This is a genomic window from Neptuniibacter sp. QD57_21 (assembly GCF_047778075.1).
Taxonomy (GTDB): Bacteria; Pseudomonadota; Gammaproteobacteria; order Pseudomonadales; family Balneatricaceae; genus Neptuniibacter.
Genome location: NZ_CP180549.1, coordinates 2,615,338 through 2,641,963 on the forward strand (window position 1 = coordinate 2,615,338; position 26,626 = coordinate 2,641,963).

At 42.9% G+C, this 26,626-nt stretch carries 24 protein-coding genes; 8 read left to right on the top strand and 16 right to left on the bottom strand.

Features of this window, described 5'->3' with window-relative positions:
* Positions 1-17: 17 nt before the first annotated feature.
* Together ACMXYS_RS11700 and ACMXYS_RS11705 are read right to left on the bottom strand one after the other, a co-directional pair.
* Entirely contained in the window at positions 18-1,166 is a 1,149-nt protein-coding gene (locus ACMXYS_RS11700) for a response regulator (RefSeq protein ID WP_415896612.1), read from the bottom strand.
* A 74-nt stretch (positions 1,167-1,240) separates the two neighbouring features.
* Positions 1,241-1,807, bottom strand: coding sequence for a DUF1285 domain-containing protein (locus tag ACMXYS_RS11705; RefSeq protein ID WP_415881802.1), 567 nt, complete (start codon positions 1,805-1,807; stop codon positions 1,241-1,243).
* 146 nt (positions 1,808-1,953) lie between these two features.
* On the opposite strand from ACMXYS_RS11705, the gene ACMXYS_RS11710 reads away from it, so the two are divergent.
* Positions 1,954-2,907, top strand: coding sequence for a methylenetetrahydrofolate reductase (locus tag ACMXYS_RS11710; protein WP_415881803.1), 954 nt, complete (start codon positions 1,954-1,956; stop codon positions 2,905-2,907).
* A gap of 63 nt (positions 2,908-2,970) precedes the next feature.
* Here the strand turns inward: ACMXYS_RS11710 and ACMXYS_RS11715 are convergent, their stop codons facing one another.
* Complete coding sequence (locus ACMXYS_RS11715) at positions 2,971-3,366, bottom strand: hypothetical protein (RefSeq protein WP_415892079.1); 396 nt, start codon at positions 3,364-3,366, stop codon at positions 2,971-2,973.
* A 435-nt stretch (positions 3,367-3,801) separates the two neighbouring features.
* Here ACMXYS_RS11715 and ACMXYS_RS11720 point away from each other — a divergent pair, with 435 nt between their 5' ends.
* The 4 genes from ACMXYS_RS11720 (at position 3,802) to ACMXYS_RS11735 (ending at position 9,083) form a co-directional block, all read left to right on the top strand.
* On the top strand, positions 3,802-4,557 hold the full coding sequence (locus tag ACMXYS_RS11720; protein WP_415881805.1) for a TetR/AcrR family transcriptional regulator: 756 nt from the start codon (positions 3,802-3,804) through the stop codon (positions 4,555-4,557).
* A gap of 132 nt (positions 4,558-4,689) precedes the next feature.
* A complete protein-coding gene (locus ACMXYS_RS11725; RefSeq protein WP_415881806.1) occupies positions 4,690-7,107 on the top strand; it encodes an efflux RND transporter permease subunit in 2,418 nt (805 codons plus the stop codon).
* Positions 7,082-7,879, top strand: a complete 798-nt coding sequence (locus tag ACMXYS_RS11730) for an outer membrane lipoprotein-sorting protein (RefSeq protein ID WP_415881807.1) — start codon at positions 7,082-7,084, stop codon at positions 7,877-7,879. The genes ACMXYS_RS11725 and ACMXYS_RS11730 overlap by 26 nt, the downstream gene beginning before the upstream one ends.
* Position 7,880: 1 nt before the next feature.
* Positions 7,881-9,083, top strand: a complete 1,203-nt coding sequence (locus tag ACMXYS_RS11735; RefSeq protein WP_415896613.1) for a hypothetical protein — start codon at positions 7,881-7,883, stop codon at positions 9,081-9,083.
* Here ACMXYS_RS11735 and ACMXYS_RS11740 read toward each other — a convergent pair.
* From ACMXYS_RS11740 to ACMXYS_RS11755, 4 genes are all read right to left on the bottom strand, one after another.
* Positions 9,061-9,861, bottom strand: coding sequence for a retropepsin-like aspartic protease (locus ACMXYS_RS11740; RefSeq protein ID WP_415881809.1), 801 nt, complete (start codon positions 9,859-9,861; stop codon positions 9,061-9,063). The two genes, ACMXYS_RS11735 and ACMXYS_RS11740, sit on opposite strands and share 23 nt — an antisense overlap.
* A gap of 134 nt (positions 9,862-9,995) precedes the next feature.
* Positions 9,996-10,370, bottom strand: coding sequence for a translation initiation factor Sui1 (locus ACMXYS_RS11745; protein WP_415896614.1), 375 nt, complete (start codon positions 10,368-10,370; stop codon positions 9,996-9,998).
* Positions 10,371-10,427: 57 nt separating this feature from the next.
* Complete coding sequence (locus ACMXYS_RS11750; RefSeq protein ID WP_415884667.1) at positions 10,428-11,747, bottom strand: deoxyguanosinetriphosphate triphosphohydrolase; 1,320 nt, start codon at positions 11,745-11,747, stop codon at positions 10,428-10,430.
* Between the two features lie 97 nt (positions 11,748-11,844).
* Positions 11,845-13,263 carry a PLP-dependent aminotransferase family protein gene (locus tag ACMXYS_RS11755; protein WP_415881811.1) on the bottom strand — a complete coding sequence of 473 codons (1,419 nt, stop codon included), beginning with the start codon at positions 13,261-13,263 and terminating at the stop codon, positions 11,845-11,847.
* Between the two features lie 220 nt (positions 13,264-13,483).
* Between ACMXYS_RS11755 and ACMXYS_RS11760 the strand changes: the two genes are divergently transcribed.
* Positions 13,484-13,924, top strand: coding sequence for a hypothetical protein (locus ACMXYS_RS11760; protein WP_415896615.1), 441 nt, complete (start codon positions 13,484-13,486; stop codon positions 13,922-13,924).
* A 347-nt stretch (positions 13,925-14,271) separates the two neighbouring features.
* On the opposite strand, the gene ACMXYS_RS11765 is transcribed toward ACMXYS_RS11760, so the two are convergent.
* On the bottom strand, positions 14,272-15,960 hold the full coding sequence (locus ACMXYS_RS11765; protein ID WP_415896616.1) for a methyl-accepting chemotaxis protein: 1,689 nt from the start codon (positions 15,958-15,960) through the stop codon (positions 14,272-14,274).
* Between the two features lie 137 nt (positions 15,961-16,097).
* Complete coding sequence (locus tag ACMXYS_RS11770) at positions 16,098-16,469, bottom strand: VOC family protein (RefSeq protein WP_415881814.1); 372 nt, start codon at positions 16,467-16,469, stop codon at positions 16,098-16,100.
* A gap of 241 nt (positions 16,470-16,710) precedes the next feature.
* Between ACMXYS_RS11770 and ACMXYS_RS11775 the strand changes: the two genes are divergently transcribed.
* Positions 16,711-17,292: a peptidylprolyl isomerase gene (locus ACMXYS_RS11775; RefSeq protein WP_415896617.1), complete on the top strand. Its 582-nt coding sequence runs from the start codon at positions 16,711-16,713 to the stop codon at positions 17,290-17,292.
* Here the strand turns inward: ACMXYS_RS11775 and ACMXYS_RS11780 are convergent.
* The 6 genes from ACMXYS_RS11780 to ACMXYS_RS11805 form a co-directional block, all read right to left on the bottom strand.
* Positions 17,278-19,491, bottom strand: a complete 2,214-nt coding sequence (locus tag ACMXYS_RS11780) for a heavy metal translocating P-type ATPase (protein ID WP_415896618.1) — start codon at positions 19,489-19,491, stop codon at positions 17,278-17,280. The two genes, ACMXYS_RS11775 and ACMXYS_RS11780, sit on opposite strands and share 15 nt — an antisense overlap.
* 122 nt (positions 19,492-19,613) lie before the next feature.
* Entirely contained in the window at positions 19,614-20,075 is a 462-nt protein-coding gene (locus tag ACMXYS_RS11785; RefSeq protein ID WP_415896619.1) for a YiiD C-terminal domain-containing protein, read from the bottom strand.
* A gap of 10 nt (positions 20,076-20,085) precedes the next feature.
* The gene (locus ACMXYS_RS11790; protein WP_415896620.1) at positions 20,086-20,646 is read right to left on the bottom strand and encodes an NAD(P)H nitroreductase; all 561 of its coding nucleotides are present in this window, start codon (positions 20,644-20,646) and stop codon (positions 20,086-20,088) included.
* Positions 20,647-20,654: 8 nt separating this feature from the next.
* A complete protein-coding gene (gene queF / locus ACMXYS_RS11795; RefSeq protein WP_415896621.1) occupies positions 20,655-21,479 on the bottom strand; it encodes an NADPH-dependent 7-cyano-7-deazaguanine reductase QueF in 825 nt (274 codons plus the stop codon).
* Positions 21,480-22,253 carry an ABC transporter permease gene (locus ACMXYS_RS11800; protein WP_415888751.1) on the bottom strand — a complete coding sequence of 258 codons (774 nt, stop codon included), beginning with the start codon at positions 22,251-22,253 and terminating at the stop codon, positions 21,480-21,482.
* Between the two features lie 8 nt (positions 22,254-22,261).
* Positions 22,262-23,182 carry an ABC transporter ATP-binding protein gene (locus ACMXYS_RS11805; protein ID WP_415881821.1) on the bottom strand — a complete coding sequence of 307 codons (921 nt, stop codon included), beginning with the start codon at positions 23,180-23,182 and terminating at the stop codon, positions 22,262-22,264.
* 178 nt (positions 23,183-23,360) lie between these two features.
* Between ACMXYS_RS11805 and ACMXYS_RS11810 the strand changes: the two genes are divergently transcribed.
* Entirely contained in the window at positions 23,361-23,756 is a 396-nt protein-coding gene (locus ACMXYS_RS11810) for a PA2817 family protein (protein WP_415881822.1), read from the top strand.
* 25 nt (positions 23,757-23,781) lie between these two features.
* Here ACMXYS_RS11810 and ACMXYS_RS11815 read toward each other — a convergent pair whose 3' ends face one another.
* A complete protein-coding gene (locus ACMXYS_RS11815; protein ID WP_415881823.1) occupies positions 23,782-26,625 on the bottom strand; it encodes an EAL domain-containing protein in 2,844 nt (947 codons plus the stop codon).
* Between the last annotated feature and the right edge of the window lies 1 nt (position 26,626).

The window sequence follows — 26,626 nt, forward strand, 5'->3', positions numbered from 1 at the left end:
ACGCGCCCCCTTAAATCTTACTTACATTGATCTTTCAAAGCTTGAAGGTTATGCCCCATTTTATAAAGCAGCATATCGCGATCGATTGGCTTTAAAATCACCTCATGCACGCCCTGTTTCATTGCTTCCTGTGCATTCTGGGTATCCCCCGGTTTGGCTAAAACCATAATGCGAGTATGAGCCATATCAGGATCTTGTTTGATCTTATCAATAACAAACAATGCACTCATATCCGGAAGAGTTAAGTCCAACAAAACAATATCTGGTTTCCAACTCTGTAGAAGTTTCAGGGAATGACTCGCGCACCCTGATACCTGAGCTTTGTAACCTCCTGAATCTAGGATCGCTTTAATTTGATCCCGTTGTTCACTTTCATCTTCAAGTAACAAGATATTACTATCATCAAAAACAACTGTATCACTGGCCTGCAAAGTCTCTTTTTGCTGTTTAGTCAGATTAGTTGCGCGGTCAACTTTAGCTTGAAGGCTTTCTTTTACAGATGTTTGTTGTAATTGAACTTCACGGATATGCTGCTCTTTATGTTGATCGAACAAACTCCGCATATCAGCATGATGATCTTCATGTAAACCTCCCTCTTGTATGATCTTCTCTTTCATTCTATCCATCGAGAAAGAAACAAGGTGCATAAGCTTGTCATAGCTCTCAGCATTAAGATCCGATATGTCTTCATTACATGAAATAATCTGATCAAAATACTCGCAAAGGTTTTCGACTGAAAAATTATCTGAGCCAAAGCTATTTTGGTCATGAAGCGCACGTCGAATAAACCGCAACCTCAATAGTAAATGATATGGGTCGTAAAGTGGGCGGACTATAAAGTAGTCGTCAAAGACATCCTTATTACAGATAGAAAATGCTTCTTTAAGATCCTCCCGACTACAGAAAACAATTTTCTTGAATAGAATCCTTTCGATATTTTTCTTAGCACTTAAGAGATGTAGGTAGCAGATTTCGTTCTCTTGAATGGTATTCAGCCCCATCAATAGCACATCGATTTTATGCTCTACGATCAATGAGAGAGCTTCTTCCTCAGTATTTGCAATATAGAAACGCGGGAAGTGACGCTTCACCATATTACAAAGTGACTCTAAATCTGATGACTGCTTAATCACCAGTAAAATAGAAAAACGATGTTCTGAACTCATACTCCCCCCATAACGACTTAATCTTAGCCCCACTCTCAGTAGCTTACATTTAAAATTGAGCGTTCATTTTAAATTTAGGTGACATCCCCCAATATGAAAGTTTCTCCCTGACTTTCAATGACAAGCATCACTTTTCCATCTATTTCTTGCTCTACAGCGAGCTCGGCGAGTTGATAAAACACATTACGATGGATTAAACCCTTCATTCCGAAACGAACATCAATATAAGGAGAGGGTTCTGAGGTTTCGCTACACTCTTCTACCCAGAGCGAATGTCCCTTGCCAATAACTACTTTATCGCCAGTAGTACTTATAAATTGATACTCCGGTCCATTTTCGCCCTCTTTTACTTGGACTTCGGTCATCAGAAAGGGGGCATCCTCCACTTCGATCCCAACTTTCTCCACCGGCGTTTTCAAGAAATACTTGCCTTCTTCTAACCACAATACTCTGGAGAATAGTTTAACCATTGCCGGGCGACCGATAATTGTTCCTTGGTAGTACCACTTGCCATCGCGGCAAATGCGCATATCGATATCACCGCAAAAATCCGGATTCCATTTATCCAATGGCGGTATACCCTCTCCTGATTTTTCAATCGCTTTACTTGCTTCAGATAGATCAAAACTTGGTTGGCTCAAACTCTCTACTCCCAACTTTTGCTGCAGCCTATTAAATTTACTCAACTTTAACTAAAAAACTTTCATCTTATAACTTAAACACATGAATAATATTAATTGTTAGAATAGCCAGCAATTACAGCTTAGATAGAAATTGAAAAACTACAATGAAACAGGATTTAAGAACAAAGTTTGCTGACGACCGCCGTGGTGTATATCTATTTGGTACAACACCGCCTAAAGATGGCACTGCAGAAGAAACCGCACAAGGCATTGCGGACAAACTGCTAGAACGTCTGCAACATGTCGATTTTGATGGTCTGATTGTTTATGACATTCAGGATGAAAGTAGCCGTATCGACAAGCCACGTCCGTTTCCATTCATGCGCACCCTAGATCCACGAGCGTACTCTAAGCTAATCCGTGAAAAAGCAGATAAGCCGGTTATCACATACAAGAGTGTGTCTCAGCGTGATAAAGAAGCTTTTATCTCTTGGTTAGATGAAGCTTGGAACGAATATGGTGTTCGTGACACTGTTCTTGTAGGAAGCCCATCTTCTGATGGAGATATCCAACTAAGCCTTAATGATGCTTACGCAGCCCTTGCAGAACACCCAGCAAATTTCCAACTGGGCGGAGTAACAATTGCCGAGCGTCACGCCTCTAAACGTAATGAGCATGAGCGTTTAGTTAGCAAAACTGAGCAAGGTTGTGAGTTCTTTATCTCTCAGGCAGTTTACGATGCGCAAGCAACAATCGATATGTTGAGTAGTTACGCTCGTAAGTGTCGTGAAGATGGGGTTAAACCAAAGCGCGTCATTCTGACCTTCACTCCTTGTGGTAGCACTAAGACACTGGAATTTATGGAATGGTTAGGTATCTCTGTACCAGAAGCTACTCGCTTCCGTATTATGGATGCCCATAGCCCACTGCAGGAATCTATTCGTATCTGCCGTAACAATTTAGAGCAGATTCTAGAAGCAGTGATGCCGCTTGGTATTCCTGTTGGTTTGAATATCGAGAGTTTGACCAACCGTAAAGAAGAGATCGACGCATCGATTCGTTTATTTAAACTACTTAAATCGGTTGTAGACCTTAAGTTAGCAGAAGCGGATATTTGATCCACTTCGGATCTTAAGATAGAAAAAGGCCGCGATTATTCGCGGCCTTGTCTTTTCAGCTCATCACATGAGTGTTTTGTTTATTTTCAACAACATATGTGTTCGAGCGAGATCTTCTTGCACCTTGCGTTTGTATTCTTGTGAATCGGAAGAAAGAGCAGACTTTTGCCGAAGCACTGTCCATTCCTCTAAATCGTTATTATTTTTCAGTAATGCTTTAAATGCTTCGGGAAAATCAGATTCCTGAGCGATGCCAGAAATATCCACATCTCCCTTTAACAGAAAAACGCTCTCACCCTCTTTACACTGAACACGAGATTCGCTGAAATTAAAAAGATGGGATGCGTATTCTGGCGAAAAACACACCGGCATGTCTGCAGCCTTTACTCCTTGTGGAGCGAGCTGAAGTTGACCTTCAAGTTCATTTTTTACTGCAAGCACGTAGGTTGGTATTTTCATATCAAGCACTCCTTTCCTGTTTGAACAACAGTTTCTTCATCTATGAATCAACTCCCCCTGGTTCCATACCGGGGAACAGGCGTTAAAAAGATAAGAACTATCATTTTTAACAGTAAGCAGTGTAGACACTGAACAATGCAACTTCGTGACAAAATAAGATTTATTAATATATTTCACCTATTTTGAACAAACCAACTGAATTAAACCAAGCTCTAGCCCTCTTGTATAAAGCCCACAAGGAATATAATTAAAAACTAAATAAGATAGTTAGCATATTAAAGATTATTAGAATCACTAATAGTCATTACTTATAGATATTCGTTGTTGCAAAACTGTTTCTTAATAGCAACGGATTGTTGCAATTTTCACACTTGCTCAGTTGAGTAAAAAACAGTATTTTTGACGGACCGTCATTTATAGGTAATAGAAAAGAATATGAGCCCCAAAGTTATTCACGAAGCCGATTTAGAAGCCCGTGAAGAAGAAATTATGCAAGCTGCTATACAGATCATCAGTGAATTAGGTGTGGCAGGGCTCACTATAGATAAAGTAGTAGCAAGGCTGCCTTACTCTAAAGGCACCGTATACAACCATTTTACCTGTAAAGAAGACCTCTTAACCGGTCTATGTAACCGCTGTGTTAGACGACTAGGAGCGCTATTCGAACGCGCCTTTCAATATGACGGCAGTAGTCGCGAGAAGATGCTCGCCGTTGGGTATGGCTATATGCTCCATTCACAGCTAAACCCTACAGAATTTATGTTGGTTCTTTCTGCTAAGACACCGTCAGTTCGGGAAAAATCAACCGAAAAGCGTCAAGAAGAGCACCTTATTCTAGAAAACAAGTTATTGGGCGGCATGTTGGAGGTGATCTCTTCAGGCCTTGCGAATGGTGATTTATCGTTACAGCCACACCTATGCCCTGCTCAAGTAGCGTTTTCTTTATGGTCAATGAGCTTCGGTACAATCGCCTTGCTTCATGAGACCCTGGATCGCTGTAACGTTAGAGCTGAAATGCAACTAGAAAGAGAGCTAGTTAATCACTCAAATATTTTACTGGATGGCCTGAATTGGAAGCCTTATACCCAAGACCATCAATGGCATGAGAGCATTCAGCGCTTTAAAACCGAACTTTTTGCTGAAGAAGTTAAACAGCTTCAGCAAAAGCAGTTGATGTGCAGTTCTGAATAAACTGCAATGAATTAAAAAACGCGGTGCTTGCACCGTTTTTTAAACCTTAGTAAATGACGTTTCGTCATTAAAAAGAAATAACTAATATTGCTTAACCGCAATCAACCCCGCAAGGGCCCTTGGAGCAGGAAAATGAGAGATCGCCTTTTCCGATTCGTGTTGAACCACCCGATTTGGGTCGTTCTCTTCTCGATAATGTTCGTCGTTGGCGCAACTTACGGCGCTAAAAATCTGGTCTTCAAAAGCGACTATCGCGTGTTTTTCAGTGATGAGAATCCTCAACTGACAGCATTCGAAGCGATGCAGAAGATTTACAGCAAAAGTGACAATGTTGCTTTTGTTATATCACCTGAAAATGGGGAAGTGTTTACTCCAAAAACCCTTGCGGCGATTCAAGAACTGACGACTGAATCTTGGCAGGTACCCTACTCTACCCGCGTAGATTCGATTACCAACTATCAGCATACCTGGTCTGAAGAAGACGACATGATCGTTGAAGATCTGGTATTAGACGCTGAAACGTTGACTGATGCGGATATGCCAAGGCTTAAAGAGATCGCTGTTAATGAACCTCTGTTGGTAAACAAGCTAATCTCTCCAGAGGCTCATGTCACGGTTGTAAACATCACCGTACAGCTACCGGGCGTTGATCCTGTAGTTGAAGTACCTCAGGTTGTGAGCAAAGTTCGTGAAATGCGCGATGAATTTGTTCAAGCGAACCCAAATCTGAAAGTTCACCTTTCAGGTATGGTAATGATGAACAACAGCTTTGCTGAAGCATCCATCGAAGACAATGCGACGCTAGTGCCTTTGATGTTCTTAGTAGTAATCATCGGTATGGTACTGCTATTACGCAATTTTAGCGGCACCTTAGCAACTGTTGTCGTGATCATTTTCTCTATTGCTGCAACCATGGGTTTAGCTGGCTGGACAGGCTTTTACTTAACTGGCCCATCTGCAAGTACCCCAATTATGGTACTAACCTTAGCGGTAGCAGATTGTGTGCACATACTGACCACTATGTTTTATGAGATGCGTCAGGGCGTTAAGAAAGAGAAAGCGATTCAAGACAGTCTACGGATTAACTTCCAACCAATTTTCTTAACCAGTTTGACCACTGCAATCGGCTTCTTAAGCCTGAACTTCTCAGATTCTCCTCCATTCAGAGATCTGGGTAATATGGTTGCTGCGGGCGTCATGCTTGCCTTTATCTTCTCAGTAACAATATTCCCTGCAATGCTGCGCTTACTACCTGTCCACGTTAAACCGCTTGAAGAAGGTAAGAATGACTTCATGCACAAACTGGCAGATCTTGTAATCGCGAAGCGTCGCGTGCTACTTCCAGCGATGTCAGTTTTGATGATTGCGGCCGTTTTCTTAGTACCGCTAAACAAGCTAAATGATGACTTCGTAAAGTATTTCGATGAAACCGTGCCATTCCGTCAGGCAACTGATTACATGCAAGATAATCTATCTGGCATGACAGCAATGGAGATCTCCATCGATACCAAAGAAGCCAGTGGCATTAATTCCCCTGCGTTTCTTAAAACTGTGGGAGATCTAACTGAATGGCTACGAGTGCAACCTGAAACTGATCACGTGAATACGTTGAGCGATATTATTAAACGCTTAAACAAAAACATGCACAGTGACGATTCTGCGTATTACAAACTACCAGATGAACGTGAACTGTCAGCGCAATACTTATTGCTGTACGAAATGTCTCTGCCTTACGGTTTGGATCTAAATAACCAGTTAAACGTGGATAAATCTTCTACTCGCATCATCGCTACGTTCAATAATATGACCAGTACCGAGCAGATTGAGCTGGAAAGCCGCATCTATAACTGGTTTGCAGAGAATGCATCAAACTATGAAGTGGATATTGCAAGCCCTAGCCTTATGTTTGCACACATTGGCCAGCGTAATATCTACAGCATGTTGATTGGCACATCTCTAGCACTAGTACTGATCTCTGTATTGCTTGGTTTTGCATTACGCTCGGTAAAATTTGGTTTTATCAGCCTGATTCCAAACTTAGCACCAGCGGCAATGGGTTTTGGTGTTTGGTACTTGATTGATGGCCAAGTAGGCCTAGCACTTTCAGTTGTTGCCGGCATGACACTAGGTATCGTGGTAGATGATACGGTCCATTTCTTGAGCAAGTACCTACATGCTCGCAGAGACCGTAACAAGAACAGTAAAGAAGCTGTAGGTTACGCCTTTGCTAGCGTAGGTAAAGCATTATGGATAACCACCTTTGTATTGGTAGCAGGCTTTATGGTGTTAGCGCAGTCCACCTTTAAAGTGAACGCCGATATGGGTCTACTAACAGCACTGACTATTTTGATCGCATTAATTGTGGATTTCTTATTCTTGCCACCACTTCTGATGCTGTTAGATAAAACAGCTAAGGAAGAGCAAGAAGACTCAGAAAGCAATGACCCTATGCAAGCTAACTCGACGCAAACTGGCCCTGTACAACCTGCTAATGCAGCACTTAAAAACTCTGAAGGAGAGAAAGATGACTCTGTTAACCAACCCGCTTAAATCTGTATGCATTGCAGGCATGATTCTAACTTCGGGCGTTGCGATAGCTGAAACCGCTGAAGAAAAAGGCCTACGTATTGCAGAAGAAGCTAAAGCAAGCGATCTTGGCTGGACTGATATGCAAGCGCAGATGAATATGATTCTGCGTAACAAACAGGGTCAGGAAAGTGTACGCGAGATTCGTATGAAGTCTTTAGAAGTTGATAACGATGGTGATAAAAGCCTATCTGTATTCGACAAGCCTAGAGATGTTAAAGGCACTGCTTTTCTAAGCTTCTCACACCCTGTTGGTGCAGACGATCAGTGGCTTTACCTACCTGCGTTGAAACGCGTAAAACGTATTGCTTCACGTAACAAATCCGGCCCATTTATGGGTTCTGAGTTTGCTTACGAGGATCTATCTTCATTTGAGGTAGAAAAATACACATACAAGTATCTACGTGATGAAGCCTGTGAAGGCGGTACGTGTTTTGTAATTGAACAATACCCAGTGGATAAGAACTCTGGTTATACCCGACGTGTAGTGTGGTTAGATCAAGCAGAGTACCGTCCATGGAAAATCGATTTTTACGACCGTAAAGACTCTGAACTTAAAACCCTGACTTACCATGAATACAAAGAGTATGAAGGTAAGCACTGGCGTCCTGATCTAATGAAAATGGTGAACCACCAGACAGGTAAAAGCACCGACCTGACCTATGGTTCTTATCAGTTCAAAACAGGTTTAACTGATAAAGACTTCAATAAAAACACGCTAAAACGAGCGCGCTAAGATGATCAGGCAGACGTTCACGACTGCACTAGCAGCAGGGCTTTTAACAGCCCTGCCTGCTCAGGCAGAAACCTACTTTGAGTTGTCAGGTAAAGCCACCGCTGATCTACGCCTCTTTACTCAAAGCGCTCAATTCACGGGGCAAGACTATGACACCAATTTGTCCTTCTCTTTCGAGCCAGAACTTTATTGGGAATGGAACGATGGTGCTGATAGTTTAACCTTTACCCCTTTTCTTCGTTTAGATGAAAATGACAGCGAGCGAACTCATGGAGATATTCGTGAGTTAAGCTGGGTGCATGTATCTGATGATTGGGAACTTCGTACTGGTCTGCGTAAAGTCTTTTGGGGTGTTACCGAATTCCAACACCTCGTTGATGTGATCAACCAGACTGATGGCGTCGAGGACTTTGATGGGGAAGACAAACTAGGCCAGCAGATGATCAATCTATCCTTAGTCAAAGACTGGGGTATCATCGATCTTTACCTTTTACCAGGGTTCCGAGAGCGCACCTTTGCTAGCACAGATGGTCGTCTACGTGCAGGCCTCGTGATCGATACTGATAGAGCGACCTTTGAATCCAGCGCAGGCAATAAACATATAGATACTGCAATCCGCTGGAGCCACACGATTGGTGACTTTGACTTAGGAGCTTATTGGTTTAGAGGTACCAACCGAGATCCTAAACTACAAGTCCAATCAGTGAATGGCCAGACGATCTTAGTACCCCATTACGAGCAGATGAACCAGATTGGTTTTGACTTACAAGCTACGTTAGACAATTGGCTTGGGAAGTTGGAAACCATTCATCGCGACACTAAAAGTGAAAACTATTGGGCTGCTCAAGGTGGTTTTGAATATACCTTTTACGGTATTCAAGACAGCTCTGCTGACATAGGTGTTTTGCTGGAATACGGCTGGGATGAGCGTGGTAAATCAGCTGATGCTGCTATCCAAAATGACGTATTCATGGGTGCAAGGCTCACTCTAAACGATGCAGCAAGCACCGAAGTATTGGCCGGTATTGGCCATGATTTGGACTACCACAGTAATAGCATGATCGTTGAAGCAAGTAGGCGTTTTGGGGATAACTGGAAGCTAAGTTTAGATGGCCGTTTCTTTTCGGCTGATAACCCAGCTGACCTGAGTTATAGCCTAAATAAAGATGACCATCTGCAACTTACTGTGGAGCGCTATTTCTAACATCTGGCTCTTGCTGATTGTCAGCTCCTGGAGCTGTGGGTGCCCCCTTCAACTCCTGCTCCAGCCTGTCAATCTCAACCAGTTTTTCTTGCAATTCTTTGTAGCGTTGTGGGTCCCAGACAATATGCTTCTTTTCCCGATCAATTTCATAGCGCGCTTGATATAAAAAATCCATTCCAAGTAAACCATCAGTTCCAGCGCTCCCTCCCTGATAGTCTAATACACCAGCGGTAACACCTTTTACTTTATAAGGGCCAAGTTCAAAACGGTCAAAGTGTATTTTTTGTGTATCGACCACACTACCATCGGCAACTCTAGCAGAACTCCCCTTTCGCAATTGAGCATTTAAAGAGCTAATAGCTTGCTTGTGCACAACTGTGTAAGAAGCCCCTGTATCCATAACCAACGATAATTGAGTTGAACGAGCACCATAGAAAACTTTGACTGGTAAAACGATACGGTTAGCGTGAAACTGAAAGGGTGTAATCCACTTTTTCATCGCTTCTGTGATACCGGCTCTTGCCTTATCTAACTCTAATTGACGCTGCTTTGCATCGGTTCCTTGATTGAAAGCTTGAAGCTCAAGTGGATCAAGCTTGTCCTTCTGTTCCTCGCGGGTTGCCATCTGATCCCGATATTTGGCAGGAATTTTCGAAAGACGATCCACAAACACTTTACGACCACTATCATCTACATATTCATAGATGCGCGCCTCTGCTAAGGTCGGCATCATCAATAAAGCGCTCAATAGTGGCATTAACAGAAGTTTTCTATCCATGATTATCCTTCCTATAAGTGTTTAGTTAAAAAATTGGTTCAACCCATTCAGCATAAACAAAACAACTATTGCCATAAAAACTAAGGCAAAACGCATGACTAAACAACGCGTACAGTTTTTCTTAGCCATCAATCCTAGCCTCCTGCCAACTTGACGGTAAAGCCTTCTTTTTCCAGCAACGTTTTTAGTTTGTCTCGCTGATCACCTTGGATCTCTACGATCCCATCTTTCAAGGCACCACCCGTACCGCAAACCTTTTTAAGCTTTTTAGCTAGAGCCTTAAGCTCTTTTTCAGGCAGAGGGATACCTGTAATTGTCGTTACACCTTTACCCTTTCGGCCTGAAGTTTCGCGACGGATACGAACAATGCCATCAAGAGTATCCAGTCTGTTTTTATCTTCCAGTTCTGCACAAACACATTCGGATATAGCTTCACCACAGCCAGAACAAAGCTGCCCTTTTTCTGTGGAATAAACCAAACTGCCTAATTGATCTTTTAATGAAGCCACTGGATAAGCCTTTTCTCGAAGTAAAAATCTTATTATATGAGAAATTCCTGCTGGCCCCTAACTTAAGCCGCCAATTTGTCGAGCGAGGTAGGTCGCGTAGTTATCTGTCATACCACTAATAAAATCTAATGCTCGCATATAGGCCTTATAAAGAGGCAACTCCGGCGATGGTGCATGAATTCCCATCAAACTTATAATGCGATCGCTACGATAACTCAATCCTTCACCCTGCAATTGATAGTTGTCATAGACAGCATGGCAAAATGCTTCGAGTAATACCCCTAGGGTTGTATACGCACCAACCTCCAGCTCAGTTTTTCGGGTATCTGGGAATACCTTTTCTCGTGCTAATTTTTTAGCTTGATACAGGCCATCTCGCACACCGGGATCACCATCAGCTAAGAGTTCGCCAGTGTACTCACCGCGCATAATCAAATGCTGATTATTCATATAGGCTTGGACAGCAGAGCTCACCATATGCTTCATTGCCATACCCCTCAATGCCGAAATTTTTCGGCGTGCAGACGCTTGAGAGGTAAAAATCTCTGCTTCATAAGAGGTATCACCACAGAGTGTTAGCAAGATCGGTTTGATCTCATCAAAGGTCAAAATATTTAACTCAATGGCATCTTCCAGATCCAGAATGGCATAACAGATGTCATCTGCTGCCTCCATCAAATAAGTCAGCGGGTGGCGACACCAACAGCCTTTAGACTTCTCGATTAAACCTAGTTCTTTGCCTAATTTATTTAATATTTCAACTTCAGTTTGATAGGCACTGAATTTACCTTTATCCCCCGCATAATCAGCACTCCAAGGATATTTCAAAAGCGCTCCAAGGGTTGGATAAGTTAAGCGTAAGCCTCCATCAAACAGGTGGTTCTCTATGCGAGTGACAACCCGAAAGCCTTGAGCATTGCCTTCAAAAGTCATTAGATCCAAACGTTCAGAATCAGAAAGATTTTGTAGTAACGCACTGTTTTCTTGGCGTTTAAACCAATCCCTTATTGCATACTCGCCCGCATGCCCAAAGGGAGGGTTACCAATATCATGTGCTAAGCAGGCGGATTGTACGATCATGCCTATGTCGTAGGCCGTGGCCCACTCCGGAAGCTGATCCTGAATTAACTCCCCTACGCGTATACCTAAGGTTCGTCCTAAGCTACCCACCTCAATAGAGTGGGTTAAACGCGTGTGGATATGATCATTCAAGGACATCGGATGAACTTGTGTTTTTCGCCCTAAGCGTCTGAAAGCACTGGAGAAAATTATCCGATCCTGATCTTTATGAAAATGGCTTCTCCCAAACTCATCTTCAGTTACTTCTGCATGGCCGTAACGCTTGGTTGTGAGTAACTTCTGCCACTGCATTTCCATGTAGTACTCTCCGCTCAGCAACTTCATTCAGACTCATATTGTCGGCCATTTACAGGCTTTCTATATAAGTTTTTTGGTTAACCATACGCGTAATTGATTACGCTTCTGCTATTAGTTTTTTAGCCTCATCGCCAATCGCTTTTAACGCTTCTTCTGTTTTTTCAGTTAGCTTTTTGGAAAAGCTTAAGCGCACAAAATTACGATACTTACCTGACGCAGAGAAGATAACCCCTGGCGCAATGCTAACTTGCTTCGCCTCTAGCCTTTTATTTAGTTTTATTGAATCGACTGCTACAGGAAATTCTACCCAAAGCAGATACCCACCTTCGGGGTAACTCATACGAGTGCCTTCTGGGAAGTAACGTCTGACAAGGTCGATCATCATATCCCGGCTATGGTGATATTGAGCTCTCACCTTTCTAAGGTGGCGTTCGTAATACCCCTTAGCAATAAACTCAGCAACCGCTTCCTGCTGGACTGGTGGGTTACTCACAGTCGAAACAAACTTTTTATGCAACACCCTTTCAGTACATTGCCCCGGTGCCACCCAACCTAATCGCAAACCATAAGCAATGGTTTTAGAAAAAGAGGAACAAAGCAGAACACGACCTTCTTCATCAAAGGATTTAATAGTCCTTGGGCGGGGTGATTTATAGAAAAGATCGCCGTAAATATCATCTTCGATGATCGGAATATCGTACTGCTGTGCAAGTCGTAACAATTCCTTCTTACGGCTTTCAGGCATGGTATATCCCAGTGGATTGTTACAGGTTGGCGTCACTTGGATCGCAGCGATTGGCCACTGTTCTAGTGCCAATTCTAATGCTTCTAAGCTGATACCTGTCTCAGGGTGCGTCGGAATCTCCATCGCTTTTAACCCCAGCGCTTTTATCGCCTGAGTCGATCCATAAAAACTAGGTGAATCCGTTGCTACGACATCGCCTGGTTTCGTGGTTGCACGCAAACTGCAAACTAGAGCTTCCTGACAACCGCTGGTAATGATGATGTCATCGGGATGAAGCTTGCATCCCGAATCTGAAGCTAGCCGCGCAATCTGCTTACGCAGCTTCTCGCTCCCCTGAATCTCACTGTAATTGAGAAATTGTTCTGACTGCAATCCAGCTGAGTTAGTTAACGCTTTCAGTAAGGGCTTTAATGTCGGGGTATTAATTTCCGGGCTCGCAGTCCCTAAAGCAATGTGCCCATGCCCTTTGGCACTGTTTAATAGATGATAAACCTGTTCCCAATGCGACACTTCCAGAGGGCGTTGTGCCGGTCGGCTCACTTCTGGTAATTCCGGTGCCTCTCCTCTGGACTTTACGTAGTATCCAGATTTCGGCCTTACTTCAACAAACCCATTCTCTTCTAAACGAAGATAAGCTTCTTGAACTGTCGAAATACTGACTTCTCTCTCTTTACTTAACGATCTTATCGAAGGCAGCTTGCTCCCCACAGGGTAATACCCTTGCTCTATACGCTTAATCAAAGCATCTTGGAGCTGTTCATACAGTTTCATAAAAAATGACCATTACAGTGAAATATTACAGTACAGATAAAATAAAAATTAGCATCACAGAGATAATTACACAAATCTGTAATGCCTAATTAATTATTTTCTAAATCTGTATACTATTTATCACCTAATTTAACATTACTCCATGATCAGAAATCAATATCTGTACATATTTTCAAGTATACAAATAGACCTTAAACACTACAGATAAAGGAGTACAAAAATGCAACGTCACTTAAAACTGTCCAGCTTATTATTAGGAGGGCTGCTACTTAGCGGTTGTGATAGCAGCTATCACGCGTTTGACGGCAAAAGCGGATTCAGCTTTACCCCGATCAATAGCGACGAATATAGCGTGGAATATATAGGGGATAAAAAGAGTAGTCAGAAAGATGTCGAAACAATGTGGCATCATGCGGCAAGAGAACTGTGCCGAGGCGGAGCATATCAGCATCAGATCTTTTCGCGCACTTCTGAAAAGCAAGCGTTAAAACAGTACGGTGGCGGAAACATACTCCCCCCAGAAAGCACTACCTATCAAGTTAAAGGGGATATCCTCTGCCTTGCTCCTAATTTAGCAAACAAGGCAGTAATCAAGGATAGAGTATTACTTGGCAAACACTTTTCCTCCGATCAACTTGAAAGCGGGAGCGCCACGAATTAATGCTTCACGCGCAAACACCATCTGACATCCCGGACATTCACAAGGAGTCTTGGTATGATCTTCATTGATCCGTTCTTTGAAGCACTTTACTAAGGCTCCCTTCCCTCCCTTCCTATATTTGAACAACAACGTTTTACATCTTGCGCAATACACGTTAACCGTTGTCAAAGGACCTTTCTTATTAGGCTTTGCCATACTTCCTTTATTTCCTTAAAAACCGATCCCTTCGCTGACCCAGACCGTTAGCCAAATACCCAGTAATTTAGATCCGCTATTATCTATCCTCACCAAGAAAATTGGCATAAAAAAAGCGGACATAAATGCCCGCTTTAACAACCTAGTTTCTTTTACGTTTTAAACTGGTTTACCAAAGTTGTTAAGCGCTGTTCGAGCTGCGACATTTCCGCAGTGGTCGCAGATAGCCTATCGGCATTACCACTCGCTTTTTCAGAGATATCAGCAATATGCTGAATACTTCTGCTTAGCTCATCTGCCACAGCTGTTTGCTGCTCCGCTGCGGTTGCGATTTGAGTACTCATGCCACTGATATCACTAACAGAGGTCGTTATAGTATTTAACTGATCCCCAGTATGACTCGCTTTTTCAACTGTACGATCTGTTTGTTCACGACTACGCTCCATCTCCTGAACAGCTTGGCGCGCACCTGATTGAAGTTTTTCAATCATGGATTGAATTTCATCTGTACTCTGTTGCGTTCTATTGGCAAGCGTTCTTACTTCATCAGCCACAACAGAGAAACCACGACCTTGCTCACCCGCCCTTGCAGCTTCAATCGCTGCATTCAAAGCAAGTAGATTGGTTTGGTCCGCAATCTCTTTAATGACATTAATAACCGTACCAATATGCTCTGAATCACGGTCTAACTGACCAATAACATCCGCAGCATTATTCACACCACTCTGTAGTGACTGAATTGAATTGATGGTTTCATTTACAACGACCTGACCACCCTGGGCAGAATCATCAGCCGTTTGCGCAGAGTGCGAGGCATTGGTTGCGTTTGTAGATACCTCTTGCACAGCTGCAGCCATCTGGTGAATTGCAGCAGCAACCTGCTCGGTTTCCTGACGCTGATCATTTACCTCTTGCCTAGTGTCATCAACGACACCTGTCATACGAGAAGTTGCACTTGAAAGCTCTTCGATTGAAGATTTAACCTCAACAATGAGCGACTGAATTTTAGCTGCGAAAGAGTTAAACCCATGAGCGAGCTCGCCTACTTCACCTTTAGCACTGGTATCTAAGCGCTTACTAAGATCACCTTCACCCTCGCCAATATCTTTTAATGCGGCTGCAGCTGCAGCTAACGGATTAGCAATGCTGTTCGCCAACATTATTGAAACCAAACCAAAGACTATAACAAAGCCGCCACCAATCATTAAAATAAACATCATGGTATTGGTAATTTCTGCTTCCAGCTTTTCTGTAGCAGCTGCAACTTGATCATCAATGTCATCAATATAAAAACCAGTACCTACCATCCATTCCCAATTTTCCAGGCCAATAGCGTAACTCAGCTTATCCACATCCGCATTTTTGGAAGGCTTCGTCCAAACGTAGGTTAAGTAGTCTCCCCCTTTTTTCGCTGCTTTGATTAGCTCTTCAATAATTAGAACACCATTTTTATCTTTCAAACCCATCAAGTTTTTACCGCGCAATTGCGGTTTAGGGCGTGTAGCTAAATTAGTACCGTCGTACTTGTACACGAAAATATAACCGTCACCTTTATCCCCATAGGAAAGCTCGGTCATAATTTTCAACGCCTGCTCTTGTGCGTATAGGTCGTCTTTACCTGTTCCTTCATAAATGTGCTTAACCGATGATGTTGCCAAATCGACATAGCTCTTCAATGACTCTTTTTTACTCGCCATTAACTCGGTACGCAATTCCTCGATTTCATGCTCACCTAGAGCTCTTAACTGAAAATTAACAACGACCATGACGACACCCAATACCGCAATCAACGGTATCAGTGTTAATAAAAGCATTTTATGTTTTAGCGCCATATTGCCCATGAGTTAACTCACTCCAACTCTTATTTGCGGCTTAAGGCATATAGGTATGCACCTTAGAATGTCCATATTTCAAACCGCATTTATTGTTATTGTTACGCAAAGTCTGTGCTTTCTAATTTAATTTTTATTTACACTGACTATGCGGCTTTTAGTTCGATACAGTTCCCATCTGGATCTTCGATGTAAACTGAACTACCAAAGCCTGTTGCGCCGTTCCTGTTTTCAACCCGTCCATAAGGCACTCCTTCCCTCCCCAAAAAAGGAAATAACACCTCGGGTTCAAATGGTTTAATCCTCAAACAAAAATGATCAAGATTTGCGTGTTCACTACGCTCTGTAACCGGCTTGATATCAATCAGAGAGTCACCTGCTCTAAGTTGATACATCGGAGGGCTTTCCACCTTACGAATCAGTTCACAGCCAAGAACACGGACATAAAAGTCCAAACACGCTTCCTCATTGAGAGTGTTTAGAACAATGTGATCTAGCTTTTCTATCGTAAACGTCATAAGCGCCTCCTACCGAGCGCAATCTTCAAATCTTAGAAATGGCTCAACAGTACTTAGGAGTTACATACTCTACTACTATAGAACGATTCTCAAAGATAGCAAAACTCTTTTGATATCAGATAATTGCTTAATAGATGACCAATAGGTAATTCACCCGAAATGAGTGGGAAATAACTGAGGTGACGACGGGTTTGATAATTAGGTAATATGCCAACAAATAAATCTAATTGTTGATAAGACTATGTTTAAAAAAATTCTCGCAATTTTCACACTTACGTTTTCTCTTATAAACGTCGCTTTTGCTGAACAAGCCAACCCGCAGATTGTTATGAAAACCAATTTGGGTGACATCAAATTAGAGCTTTATCCAGAAAAAGCCCCGATCACGGTTAAAAACTTCCTAGATTATGTAGATAGCGGCTTCTATGAAGGCACGATTTTTCACCGTACTATTCCAAGTTTTATGATTCAAGGTGGTGGTTTCACCCAAGGCCTTGAAAGAAAAGAGGTTCGAGACCCAATTAAAAATGAATCAACTAACGGCTTGAGCAATCAACAGGGAACGATCTCGATGGCCCGCACCAACTTCCCTGACAGTGCTACATCACAGTTTTTTATCAATGCGGTTAACAACTACAACCTTGATGCACGCGGTAGACGCCCAGGTTATGCGGTATTTGGTAAAGTAACTGAGGGTCTGGATCTAGTGGTTCGTATTAGCCGAAGCCCTACTGCGCCTAAAGGTGGCCACCGTAATGTCCCACAACAAACAGTGATTATCGAAAAGATTGAACGCTTAGCTGCCGAATCAAAGGCGAACTAAGCGAAGACGGTTAGCATTACTCACAACTGTCACTGAAGACATGGCCATAGCAGCACCTGCTATGGCCGGATTCAGAAGAATACCAGCCACTGGAAACAAAACCCCCGCTGCAACTGGGATTGCTAGCCCGTTGTATATAAAGGCTCCGAACAAGTTCTGGCGAATATTTCGAACCGTTTGTTTAGACAGATTTATCGCCTTCTCGACACCTTTTAAAGAGCCCGAAATCAAAGTCACGTCAGAGCTCGCTATCGCAATATCAGAGCCAGAACCGATCGCATAACCAAGATCAGCTTGTGCTAGTGCCGGCGCATCATTAACACCGTCACCGACCATCGCCACCACTTCACCTTGCTCCTGCAAACGTTGAATAACGGCCTGCTTTTCCTCAGGCCTTACATCCGCAAAAACTTGATTGATCCCTACAGACTTTGCCACAGCATTTGCTGTTTTACTGTTATCCCCTGAGAGTAAAACAACGTTTAAACCTGAAGCTTTAAGTGCACTAATCGCTTGTTCAGAGTCCTCTTTAATTGGATCTGCAACACCAAACAACGCAACCAGACTATTATTCTGAGCAACAAAGACAAGGGATTTAGATTCGTTACTCCACTTAGAAACCACTTCTGTCACTTGGTTACAATCAACTTGGTTTTCGTCCATCCATGCTTGATTGCCGATATACCATCTGCCAGAGTCAGTTTCGGCAATGACCCCTTGCCCAGATACATTCTGAAAATTCGTAACCTCTACTGACAATTCCCCAGCCGCAAACTGCTTAACCAATGCAGTCCCCAATGGATGCTCCGAATGAGCCTCAATAGCTGCCACAGTTGCTCTAACTAAGGCCTGATCACCACGTAGAAACAACTGATCTGTAACCTCCGGCTCACCTCGAGTCACCGTACCAGTTTTATCTAACACGACGACTGAGATTTTTTCGGCTAATTGCAGAGCATCCGCATTACGAATCAAAATACCGTTTTGCGCGGCTTTACCGACAGCTACCATAACTGACATAGGTGTCGCCAATCCTAAAGCGCACGGACAAGCAATTATCAGCACAGTCATCATAGTAATTATGGCGTAGGTCAACTGAGGCTCTGGGCCGAACAGCCACCAAATGACAGCAGTGACAACGGCTAAACCCATTACGACTGGAACAAAAACAGCTGCAATTTTATCGGCCAGTTTTCCGAGTTCCGGCTTGCAGTTTTGAGCTTCACGCACTGCCTCAATGATCTGTGCTAGTACCGTTTGGGAACCAATCTGCTCAACTTTAATAAGCAAGCTTCCTGATCCATTCAATGTCCCGCCCACTACAGAATCACCAATCTCCTTATTCACCGGCATTGATTCCCCGGTTAACATAGATTCATCCAAGTAACTGCTGCCAGACAATACCTGACCATCGATTGGCACTCGCTCTCCTGGGCGAACACGGATCTCATCTCCTAAGGCGAGGAGTTCAACGGGTATTTCTTTTTCCTCACCATCACGAACACGAAGCGCTGTAGCAGGTCGAAGATTCATAAGGCTGCGAACAGCATCACCGGTTTTCTTTCGCGCTCGAGCCTCCAATGCCTGCCCAAGTAGAATAAAACCAAGAATCATCACAGAAGCTTCGTAATAAAGATGGCGTGCTTCCATAGGTAGTTCGATGCCTGAAGCAGAAACGAGCAATAGACCAGTAGAGTAGATCCACGCAGCTCCTGTCCCTAAAGCGATTAAGCTATCCATATTAAATCGCCCTAGAAAAGCCGATTTATAAGCACCTTGATAGATATGCCCCGCGCAGAAAAACATCAAAAGTAGCGCAGCCACACCAGTCACTGCCCCTACCCATAGTCCTGAGGTTGTTGTGATATCTGGCATCATGCCCAACCAGCCTTGAAGCATTAACAAAGCCCCAAAAGCCAAACCAATCACACTGCGCTTAAGCGTTATCTGATACTGTCTATTTTCTCGCGCTTCGATTTGCTCGAAGTCAGTTTCATCAGTGATCTCTTCTGCACCATACCCTGCACTTTCTACTGCAGCGATAACGTGCTCAACACTGGATTCAGAGGAAACACTTAAGCTTCGATCAGCAAAATTAACCGCAAAGTCCTCAATTACATCTGCTTGCTGTAAGCCTTTTTCCAATGACCTAACACAGCCTGCACATTTAACGCCTTGCAAAGACAACCGATAAATCATGATGAAACCTGTAGTATGGTTAATAGATTGAGAAATTACGTGATGAAACTACCTTAAGCATAAACCCTAAAGCTAACTATAGGGTCAAGAATATATAGGAGAGGATGTGTGAGGTAAGGCGGCTACGACTTCTTTTCCATAGCAACATAACTGCCACTAAGACGCATAGCGACTTGGTCTTTCTGTTTAATTTCGATCACTAAATCCATCCGAGAACGGCCCTTAGCCTGCATTTTTTGATCAAAAACAGCTAACGCTTCGACATCAGGCAGCTGGCATTCTGCGGTAAAATCAGAGGTTACCGGCAGGAAATACTCCAGCTTACTCTCACGAATAACCACATCATCGTTTCTGCCCTGAGCACGAAGATACAAAGTCACAGCACTCCAACCGCAGAGTGTGGATAAAGTTGCTAGAGATCCGCCAAAGCCTGTGCCCTTATCGTTTACATTAGGCTCAAGCGCTGCAGACATTCGCAAGCACTTGCCATCCCAATCTAAAGGCTTTACTCCCATATGATTAACCAATGGGATTTGTGATTTAAGCCAAGTAAGAAACTCAGTAGTACTGTTTGCTTCGCTCAAAGGGTGCTACCTATACGCCAGTCCATTCAACGACATACTCCTGCTGATCATGCACAGGAGCCTTACGTAATTTCTTTGGTGTTCCTAGATAGATATAACCAATAATCGTTTCCTGCTCAGTTAAACCTAAGCCTTCACGTACAACTGAGTTATAAGCCATATCACCTGTTCGCCACATAGCCCCTAGACCCTGAGCATAAGCAGCTAAAATCATATTCTGAGCGGCACAGCCTGCTGAAACCTCCTGCTCTAAAACAGGAATTTTAGGACTATCTTTGACTGCGGCAATCACAACTAACATGCATGGCGCTCGAAGAGGCATCGCACGAATTTTATCTTGTTTTGCATCAGGCAGTTCAGCATCGTTCGCTAAAGCACCGCGAAGAAAAAGCTCACCAAGCTTTACCCTAGCATCGCCTTGCACAGACAAAAAGCGCCATGGACGGAGCGCTCCATGATCGGGCGCACGTAAAGCTGCCTGGTAAATGTTCTTTAACTGCTCTTCGGTCGGGCCTGGCTCATTCAAAACCGGGCAAGAAACACGATTATGTAATAATTCTAAAGCTTCCATATTACCCTCTACTGGCGGCTCAAACGCAGATTATCAATATCTTCAGAATCACTACTTCTGAATGGATTAATATCTAAACCACCACGGCGAACATAACGTGCATAAACATTCAGGCTCTGTGGCTTACAGCGCTCCCAGATGTGCATAAAAATATTTTCTACACATTGCTCATGGAAATCGCCATGCTCACGGTAAGAGATGATGTATTTCAGTAAGCCTTCTCTATCGATCTCTTTACCACAATAACTAATACCGAGCGTCGCCCAATCAGGCTGCCCCGTTACAGGACAGTTTGATTTGAGAAGATGGCTATAAAGCACCTCCTCAACATCATCTTCACCCGTTGTTAATAACTCTGGCGCTGGAGTGTATTGGGTAATCTCAACATCCTGATTATCGATACAAAAGCCCGTGAATTGCCCAAATTCTGGTGCTTGATCAGGATGGTATATACGAACCTCTACGCGTCCACCAGCGGCTGCTGATAGGTCCTCGATTAAGCGTTCTTTCACTTCGCTTTCAGAGGAAAATTTACTGAGATTGAATGAGTTTAAATACAGCTTAAACGACTTAGACTCGATAATATTTTCAGAATCAGCAAATACCTTAAACTCAGCTAAACGTACCTCGGGTTTACCACGCTGATTCAACCAAGACATCTCATAGGCGTTCCAAATATCAACACCTACAAATGGAAGCTCTTTACGTTCTACACCTTGCTGCTTCCAATTGACGTCGCGTGCAATTGGATACAACAGATTTGGATCATAGCTGTTAACGTACTCGGTACCTTGCCCTAATGGCGAGCTGGCAATTACATCATGTTCTTTCATTTAACTACGGATACCTTTACCGTTTTGTAGCAGATATAGGGCATATGAAAATAGACCGGCGATAAACAGAATAATCATGCCGAAAGCAAACCCTACATTTATATCACTTACACCTAGAATACCGTATCTAAAGGTATTCACCATATACAGAATCGGATTTAACTGAGAAACCCCTTGCCAAAACTCCGGCAGTAACTGTATCGAATAAAACACCCCACCCAAATAGGTTAAAGGGGTGAGCACGAAGGTCGGAATGATGCTGATATCATCAAACGAGTTCGCAAAAACAGCATTGATAAAACCGCCTAAAGCAAACAGCACTGAAGTTAGGAAGACAATCGCAATAGTCACTAGAAGGTTCTGAACCTGAAGATCGGTAAAGAATAGAGACAATATTGTGACAATTAAACCAACGCCCAACCCACGCGCCACTCCACCTAAAACAAAACCACTTAAAATCACCCAGTTAGGAACAGGCGAAACTAGTAGCTCCTCAATGTTTTTTTGGAATTTAGTGCTATAGAACGATGACACTACGTTGCTATAAGAGTTAGTAATTACTGACATCATAATCAGGCCTGGCACTATATATTCCATATAGTCAAAGCCACCCATCTCACCGATCCGGCTACCAATCAGATTACCGAAGATGATGAAATACAGTGTCATAGTGATGGCAGGAGGTAGAAGCGTCTGAGCCCAGATCCGCATAAAACGCTTTATTTCGCGTCGAACAATGGTCCAGAAAGCTACCAATAAATCTTGGGTATTCATGCCTAATCCTAATCCAAACTTTTATCTACTAACGCAACAAACAACTCTTCCAATCGATTGGATTTGTTACGCATACTACTCACATTCACACCCTGCTTTTGTAGCTCAACAAAGAGCGTATTCAAGCTCTGATGTTTTTCTACATCCACTTCTAACAGATGGTCACCTTGCAATCTGATCGGATAACCTGAGACCACTGGTGCAGCTTCTAAGTTTGAATCGAGATCAAGTAGGAAAGTTTCAGTATTCAGTTGCTGCAACAGAGCTCGCATGCTGGTGTTTTTAACAATATTACCCTGATCAATAATCGCAATATTGCGACAAAGACTTTCCGCTTCTTCTAAGTAGTGTGTCGTCAGAATGATTGTGGTTCCCGCCGCATTAATCTCTTGTAAGAACTCCCACATGGAACGTCTTAACTCGATATCTACGCCAGCTGTTGGCTCATCCAGAATCAAAAGTTTTGGATCATGCATCAATGCTCGCGCAATCATTAAACGACGCTTCATGCCACCCGATAGCATGCGAGCAGCACCGTTACGCTTATCCCATAAACCTAGTTGTTTTAGGTAATAATCTGCTCGCTCTCCAGCTGCTTTACGGTTAATACCGTAATATCCCGCCTGAGTAATTAAAATATCCCGCACGTTTTCAAACATGTTGAAATTAAATTCTTGCGGCACAACACCCAGATATTTTTTGGCTTGGGTTAAGTCCTTATCCAAATCCACCCCGAAGATCGATACGCTGCCCGAGGTTTTATTCACCAAGGAGGAGACAATACCCAAGGTAGTCGATTTACCAGCACCATTAGGGCCTAGTAAGGCGAAAAAATCCCCTTGTTGAACATCAAAGGAGATATCCTTTAATGCTTCAAAGCCATTCCCATAGACTTTACGCAGGTTTTTTATAGAGAGCGCTAACGTCATTAATCTTTCCAAAAATATAAGCAGGTAATTATCCAAATCGACTTAGAACCTAAGTGAATTGAATCTCTCATCGCAAGATTTAAGCAAACTGTGCAAATACAGGATTAAGTCAGGTGTAAGGCTGGCTGCAATGAGCCTGAGCTTATAAAATAACCCTGTCCATTATCTGGAGAGCAAAATGACATCTTACCAAATTCATCACCTGAATTTCTTAAAAATTGCTTACAATAACTTTATTAATCGAGATCCTTTCAAATCAGAAACACCGACTCAAGATGATTTGGATTTTATTGAGGAATTTCAGCAACTGATTGAGAATTTCGAATCACAAGAAGCTGGCGTTTATGATCAAGGCGCTGATTTCATTGATAAAGCTTTCCGTCGCTATCCAGAGTTAGCACACCTTATTGCCCGCGACCTTCTTTGGTTTTTTGGGGGTAATAATCTTCACAATATGACGGATGATGAAATTCAAAAATTCCAACAGCTAGATGAAATGCGCTTTGAAGCCGAAGAAAATAATGAAGAGTTTGATTACATCAATAAACGCGCAGGCTTATTTGGCCAGAACTAATTAGTTTATAGCGTCCACATAGTCTCTATTCGAAAGAGATTTCAACTGCCTGGTTCATAACAAAATCAGGCAGTTCATCAGCTGGTAAAGGACGACTAAAATAATAACCTTGTATCAAGTGACAGCCATGTTGCCGTAAGTAAGATAGCTGATCACTAGTCTCAACACCTTCAGCCAAAGCCTCAAGACCTAAACTCTGCGCCAATACGATAATCGCCTTAACAATGGCTTCCCCTTCTGGGTTTGTGCCAATATCACGCACAAAACTCTGGTCTATCTTCAAGGTATTCAGCGGCAACTTTTTCAAGTAACTAAGCGAAGAAAAACCTGTACCAAAATCATCCATCGATAGTGAAAGTCCCATATCGCGGAACTTATGTAGCTTAGGAATAGTGATTTCCGGTTGTCTAAGTAAGAAATTTTCAGTCACTTCTAAATCAAGGAGATCTGGAGAAATATTAGTTTCTCGTATAACCCGTCTTACGGTGGAAAGTAAGCTTTCATGCATAATCTGCTGCCCAGCAATATTCACCCCGATACGGATATCCATGCCTTGATCATGCCAAGCCTTACCATTACGGCACGCTTCCTCTAGAACCCATTCACCTATAGGCACAATAAGCCCCTGCTCTTCAGCAAGAGGGATAAATTTAGCCGGAGAAATCATTCCCGCTTCTTCGTGCTGCCAACGCAATAGGGCTTCAACCCCCATTACACTGCCATCCCTCGCATCAATTTGCGGCTGATAGAAAATTCTAAATTCTTCTTTTTCTAATGCTCGACGAAGATCATTCACCAACGAGAAGCGCTCGTAGCGCTGACTTCCTTGCTCGTCATGATAAAAGCGCAACTGATTTTTCCCGCTTTCTTTGGCATCAAACATTGCCACGTCAGCATGCTGAATAAGGCTAATTACATCACGTCCATGCTCAGGGAAAAGGGAAATGCCGATACTGACCGTACTGAATATTTCATAACCATCAATAAAGAAAGACTGCCTAAACGCTCTAAGAATATGCTGGGCCACCAGCTCCACTTCACGAACTGAACTTTTTCCTTCAAGCAGAATAGTAAATTCATCTCCACCTAGACGCGCCAAAACACCATCGTTGGCGATAACCGTTTGGATACGTTCAGCCGTTTGCTGTAAAAGCTCATCCCCCACAGGGTGCCCAAGCGAATCATTTACATCTTTGAAAGAATCTAAATCACAGAAAAGGACAGCAACAATAGTGTTATCAGGCTCACACCTGCGAATAGCACTTTCTACTTTTTCATTAAAAAACAAACGATTTGGAAGCGCTGTCAATGGATCATGATTTGCCATCCAAATAAGCCGTTTTTCTGCATGCTGACGTTCGGTAAAATCCAAACCTATAGAAAGAATCTGCGCATCAGCACCCGGGATATTCAAAATGGAGTGTAACCAAGAAATTTGCAGCATCTGTCCTGTACTAGAACGGATGGATGACTCAATTTGTACCTTTGACTCTTTACGAGTAAGCAAATTCTCCAACTGCACTTTGAGCTCTTCTTGACGCTTTGGGTCATGATTAAGGTCAAGATAATGCATCAGCTTAGCATCAGCAGAAGATAGCCCTAAAACCTCCTGCCCAAATCGATTCAAAGTAACTATGTTCCCATTGCTATCTAGCGTTAGGATGATTGTTTCAGCTGTATCAAGCAGACTAGTAACAAAGTCCCTTTCTGCTTCTAATTGCACTGATCGCTCGGTTAGATTTTGTGCCCGCTCCAGCAAAGAAGTTTCCAGCCTCTCTAATTGATTGGCTAAATCCAACGTACTATCTTTCAATAAATCCAATTCATCTTCGTAGATAGCCTTACGCTGAATAGCGCCAAGGCGCTGACGCATTTCGGTAAAGGCACTTCCGGCCAATAAAGGGAGTAGCACAGATATCTCAGTGATCATATTTAGTGGCGAACGAATCATTGCCAACTGAAACAGAGCTGCCAAGAATAGGCCTATACCAGATACCATCAACTGCTGGAAAAGTTCAGCTTGAGCTTCGCGATAGCTTTGAGTGTGATCATCAATCAAAATCCAATAGGCAGCACCAGGCTCAGCCCCTAATGGCGGCTGAAGTATGATCTGATACTTTTTTTCGCCACTCTCAACTTCAAATACACCTCCTTTCGGGGGAATACTCTTTTCACTGACCAACTTATTAAGCAGCGTAACGTTATCGGACTTCTCTGTCAGATATTTTAAATCCAGTTTCCATAAACGAGCGGCTTTCACTTGGTTTTTTGGCTGAACAGCCAAGCCGATATCTCTGCCACTTTGCTTCTTAAAATCAAGAATAACATCACGCATTTCGCGCCCAACTACCATGACTCCAACATTGTCCTTTTCAAGACGGACTGGCATAGCGACATAACGTAAACATTCTTTGACGCAATAGAAGTAGTTATAAGGCGTTTCTTTAGATAAAACTTGGGATATGACAGAAAAAGGAAGCTTAACAATGATTCCTTGCTTGTGAAGCGCTTGACCATATTGGTCATATAGATAAACAGCATCCATTGCACCATTCATCAACAAACCGGGAAAATAACGCTCAATTGACTCAATATAAGCACCGGCAGAAGCCCCTTTTGAGTCGACAACAATAGGGATCATCTGCCCCATTTCGAGCAAACGATCAAAGGAAGAAGAAACTAAGCCCTCTAATACAAAAAGATCTCGCTCTGAAGATTCAAACTGTTCTTGAGTGGTTTTTTGAGTCAACTGTACATAAGAGTAGTAACTATACGCCAAGTGCAAAACAGCCAGCACAAGGATAAGGTTAAGAAAAACCTTCCAGCGCAGACTTAAAAAAGACCTTTCAGTTGAACTCTCAATCGACATA

Coding starts and splice junctions, on each gene's coding strand:
- ACMXYS_RS11710 (WP_415881803.1), top strand. CDS start 1,954: ATGAAACAGGATTTAAGAACAAAGTTTGCTGACGACCGCCGTGGTGTA.
- ACMXYS_RS11815 (WP_415881823.1), bottom strand. CDS start 26,625: ATGTCGATTGAGAGTTCAACTGAAAGGTCTTTTTTAAGTCTGCGCTGG.
- ACMXYS_RS11750 (WP_415884667.1), bottom strand. CDS start 11,747: ATGGAAATGCAGTGGCAGAAGTTACTCACAACCAAGCGTTACGGCCAT.
- ACMXYS_RS11755 (WP_415881811.1), bottom strand. CDS start 13,263: ATGAAACTGTATGAACAGCTCCAAGATGCTTTGATTAAGCGTATAGAG.
- ACMXYS_RS11770 (WP_415881814.1), bottom strand. CDS start 16,469: ATGACGTTTACGATAGAAAAGCTAGATCACATTGTTCTAAACACTCTC.
- ACMXYS_RS11720 (WP_415881805.1), top strand. CDS start 3,802: ATGAGCCCCAAAGTTATTCACGAAGCCGATTTAGAAGCCCGTGAAGAA.
- ACMXYS_RS11735 (WP_415896613.1), top strand. CDS start 7,881: ATGATCAGGCAGACGTTCACGACTGCACTAGCAGCAGGGCTTTTAACA.
- ACMXYS_RS11725 (WP_415881806.1), top strand. CDS start 4,690: ATGAGAGATCGCCTTTTCCGATTCGTGTTGAACCACCCGATTTGGGTC.
- ACMXYS_RS11780 (WP_415896618.1), bottom strand. CDS start 19,491: ATGATTTATCGGTTGTCTTTGCAAGGCGTTAAATGTGCAGGCTGTGTT.
- ACMXYS_RS11740 (WP_415881809.1), bottom strand. CDS start 9,861: ATGGATAGAAAACTTCTGTTAATGCCACTATTGAGCGCTTTATTGATG.
- ACMXYS_RS11775 (WP_415896617.1), top strand. CDS start 16,711: ATGTTTAAAAAAATTCTCGCAATTTTCACACTTACGTTTTCTCTTATA.
- ACMXYS_RS11810 (WP_415881822.1), top strand. CDS start 23,361: ATGACATCTTACCAAATTCATCACCTGAATTTCTTAAAAATTGCTTAC.
- ACMXYS_RS11700 (WP_415896612.1), bottom strand. CDS start 1,166: ATGAGTTCAGAACATCGTTTTTCTATTTTACTGGTGATTAAGCAGTCA.
- ACMXYS_RS11760 (WP_415896615.1), top strand. CDS start 13,484: ATGCAACGTCACTTAAAACTGTCCAGCTTATTATTAGGAGGGCTGCTA.
- ACMXYS_RS11800 (WP_415888751.1), bottom strand. CDS start 22,253: ATGAATACCCAAGATTTATTGGTAGCTTTCTGGACCATTGTTCGACGC.
- ACMXYS_RS11805 (WP_415881821.1), bottom strand. CDS start 23,182: ATGACGTTAGCGCTCTCTATAAAAAACCTGCGTAAAGTCTATGGGAAT.
- ACMXYS_RS11715 (WP_415892079.1), bottom strand. CDS start 3,366: ATGAAAATACCAACCTACGTGCTTGCAGTAAAAAATGAACTTGAAGGT.
- ACMXYS_RS11730 (WP_415881807.1), top strand. CDS start 7,082: ATGACTCTGTTAACCAACCCGCTTAAATCTGTATGCATTGCAGGCATG.
- ACMXYS_RS11765 (WP_415896616.1), bottom strand. CDS start 15,960: ATGGGCAATATGGCGCTAAAACATAAAATGCTTTTATTAACACTGATA.
- ACMXYS_RS11790 (WP_415896620.1), bottom strand. CDS start 20,646: ATGGAAGCTTTAGAATTATTACATAATCGTGTTTCTTGCCCGGTTTTG.
- queF (WP_415896621.1), bottom strand. CDS start 21,479: ATGAAAGAACATGATGTAATTGCCAGCTCGCCATTAGGGCAAGGTACC.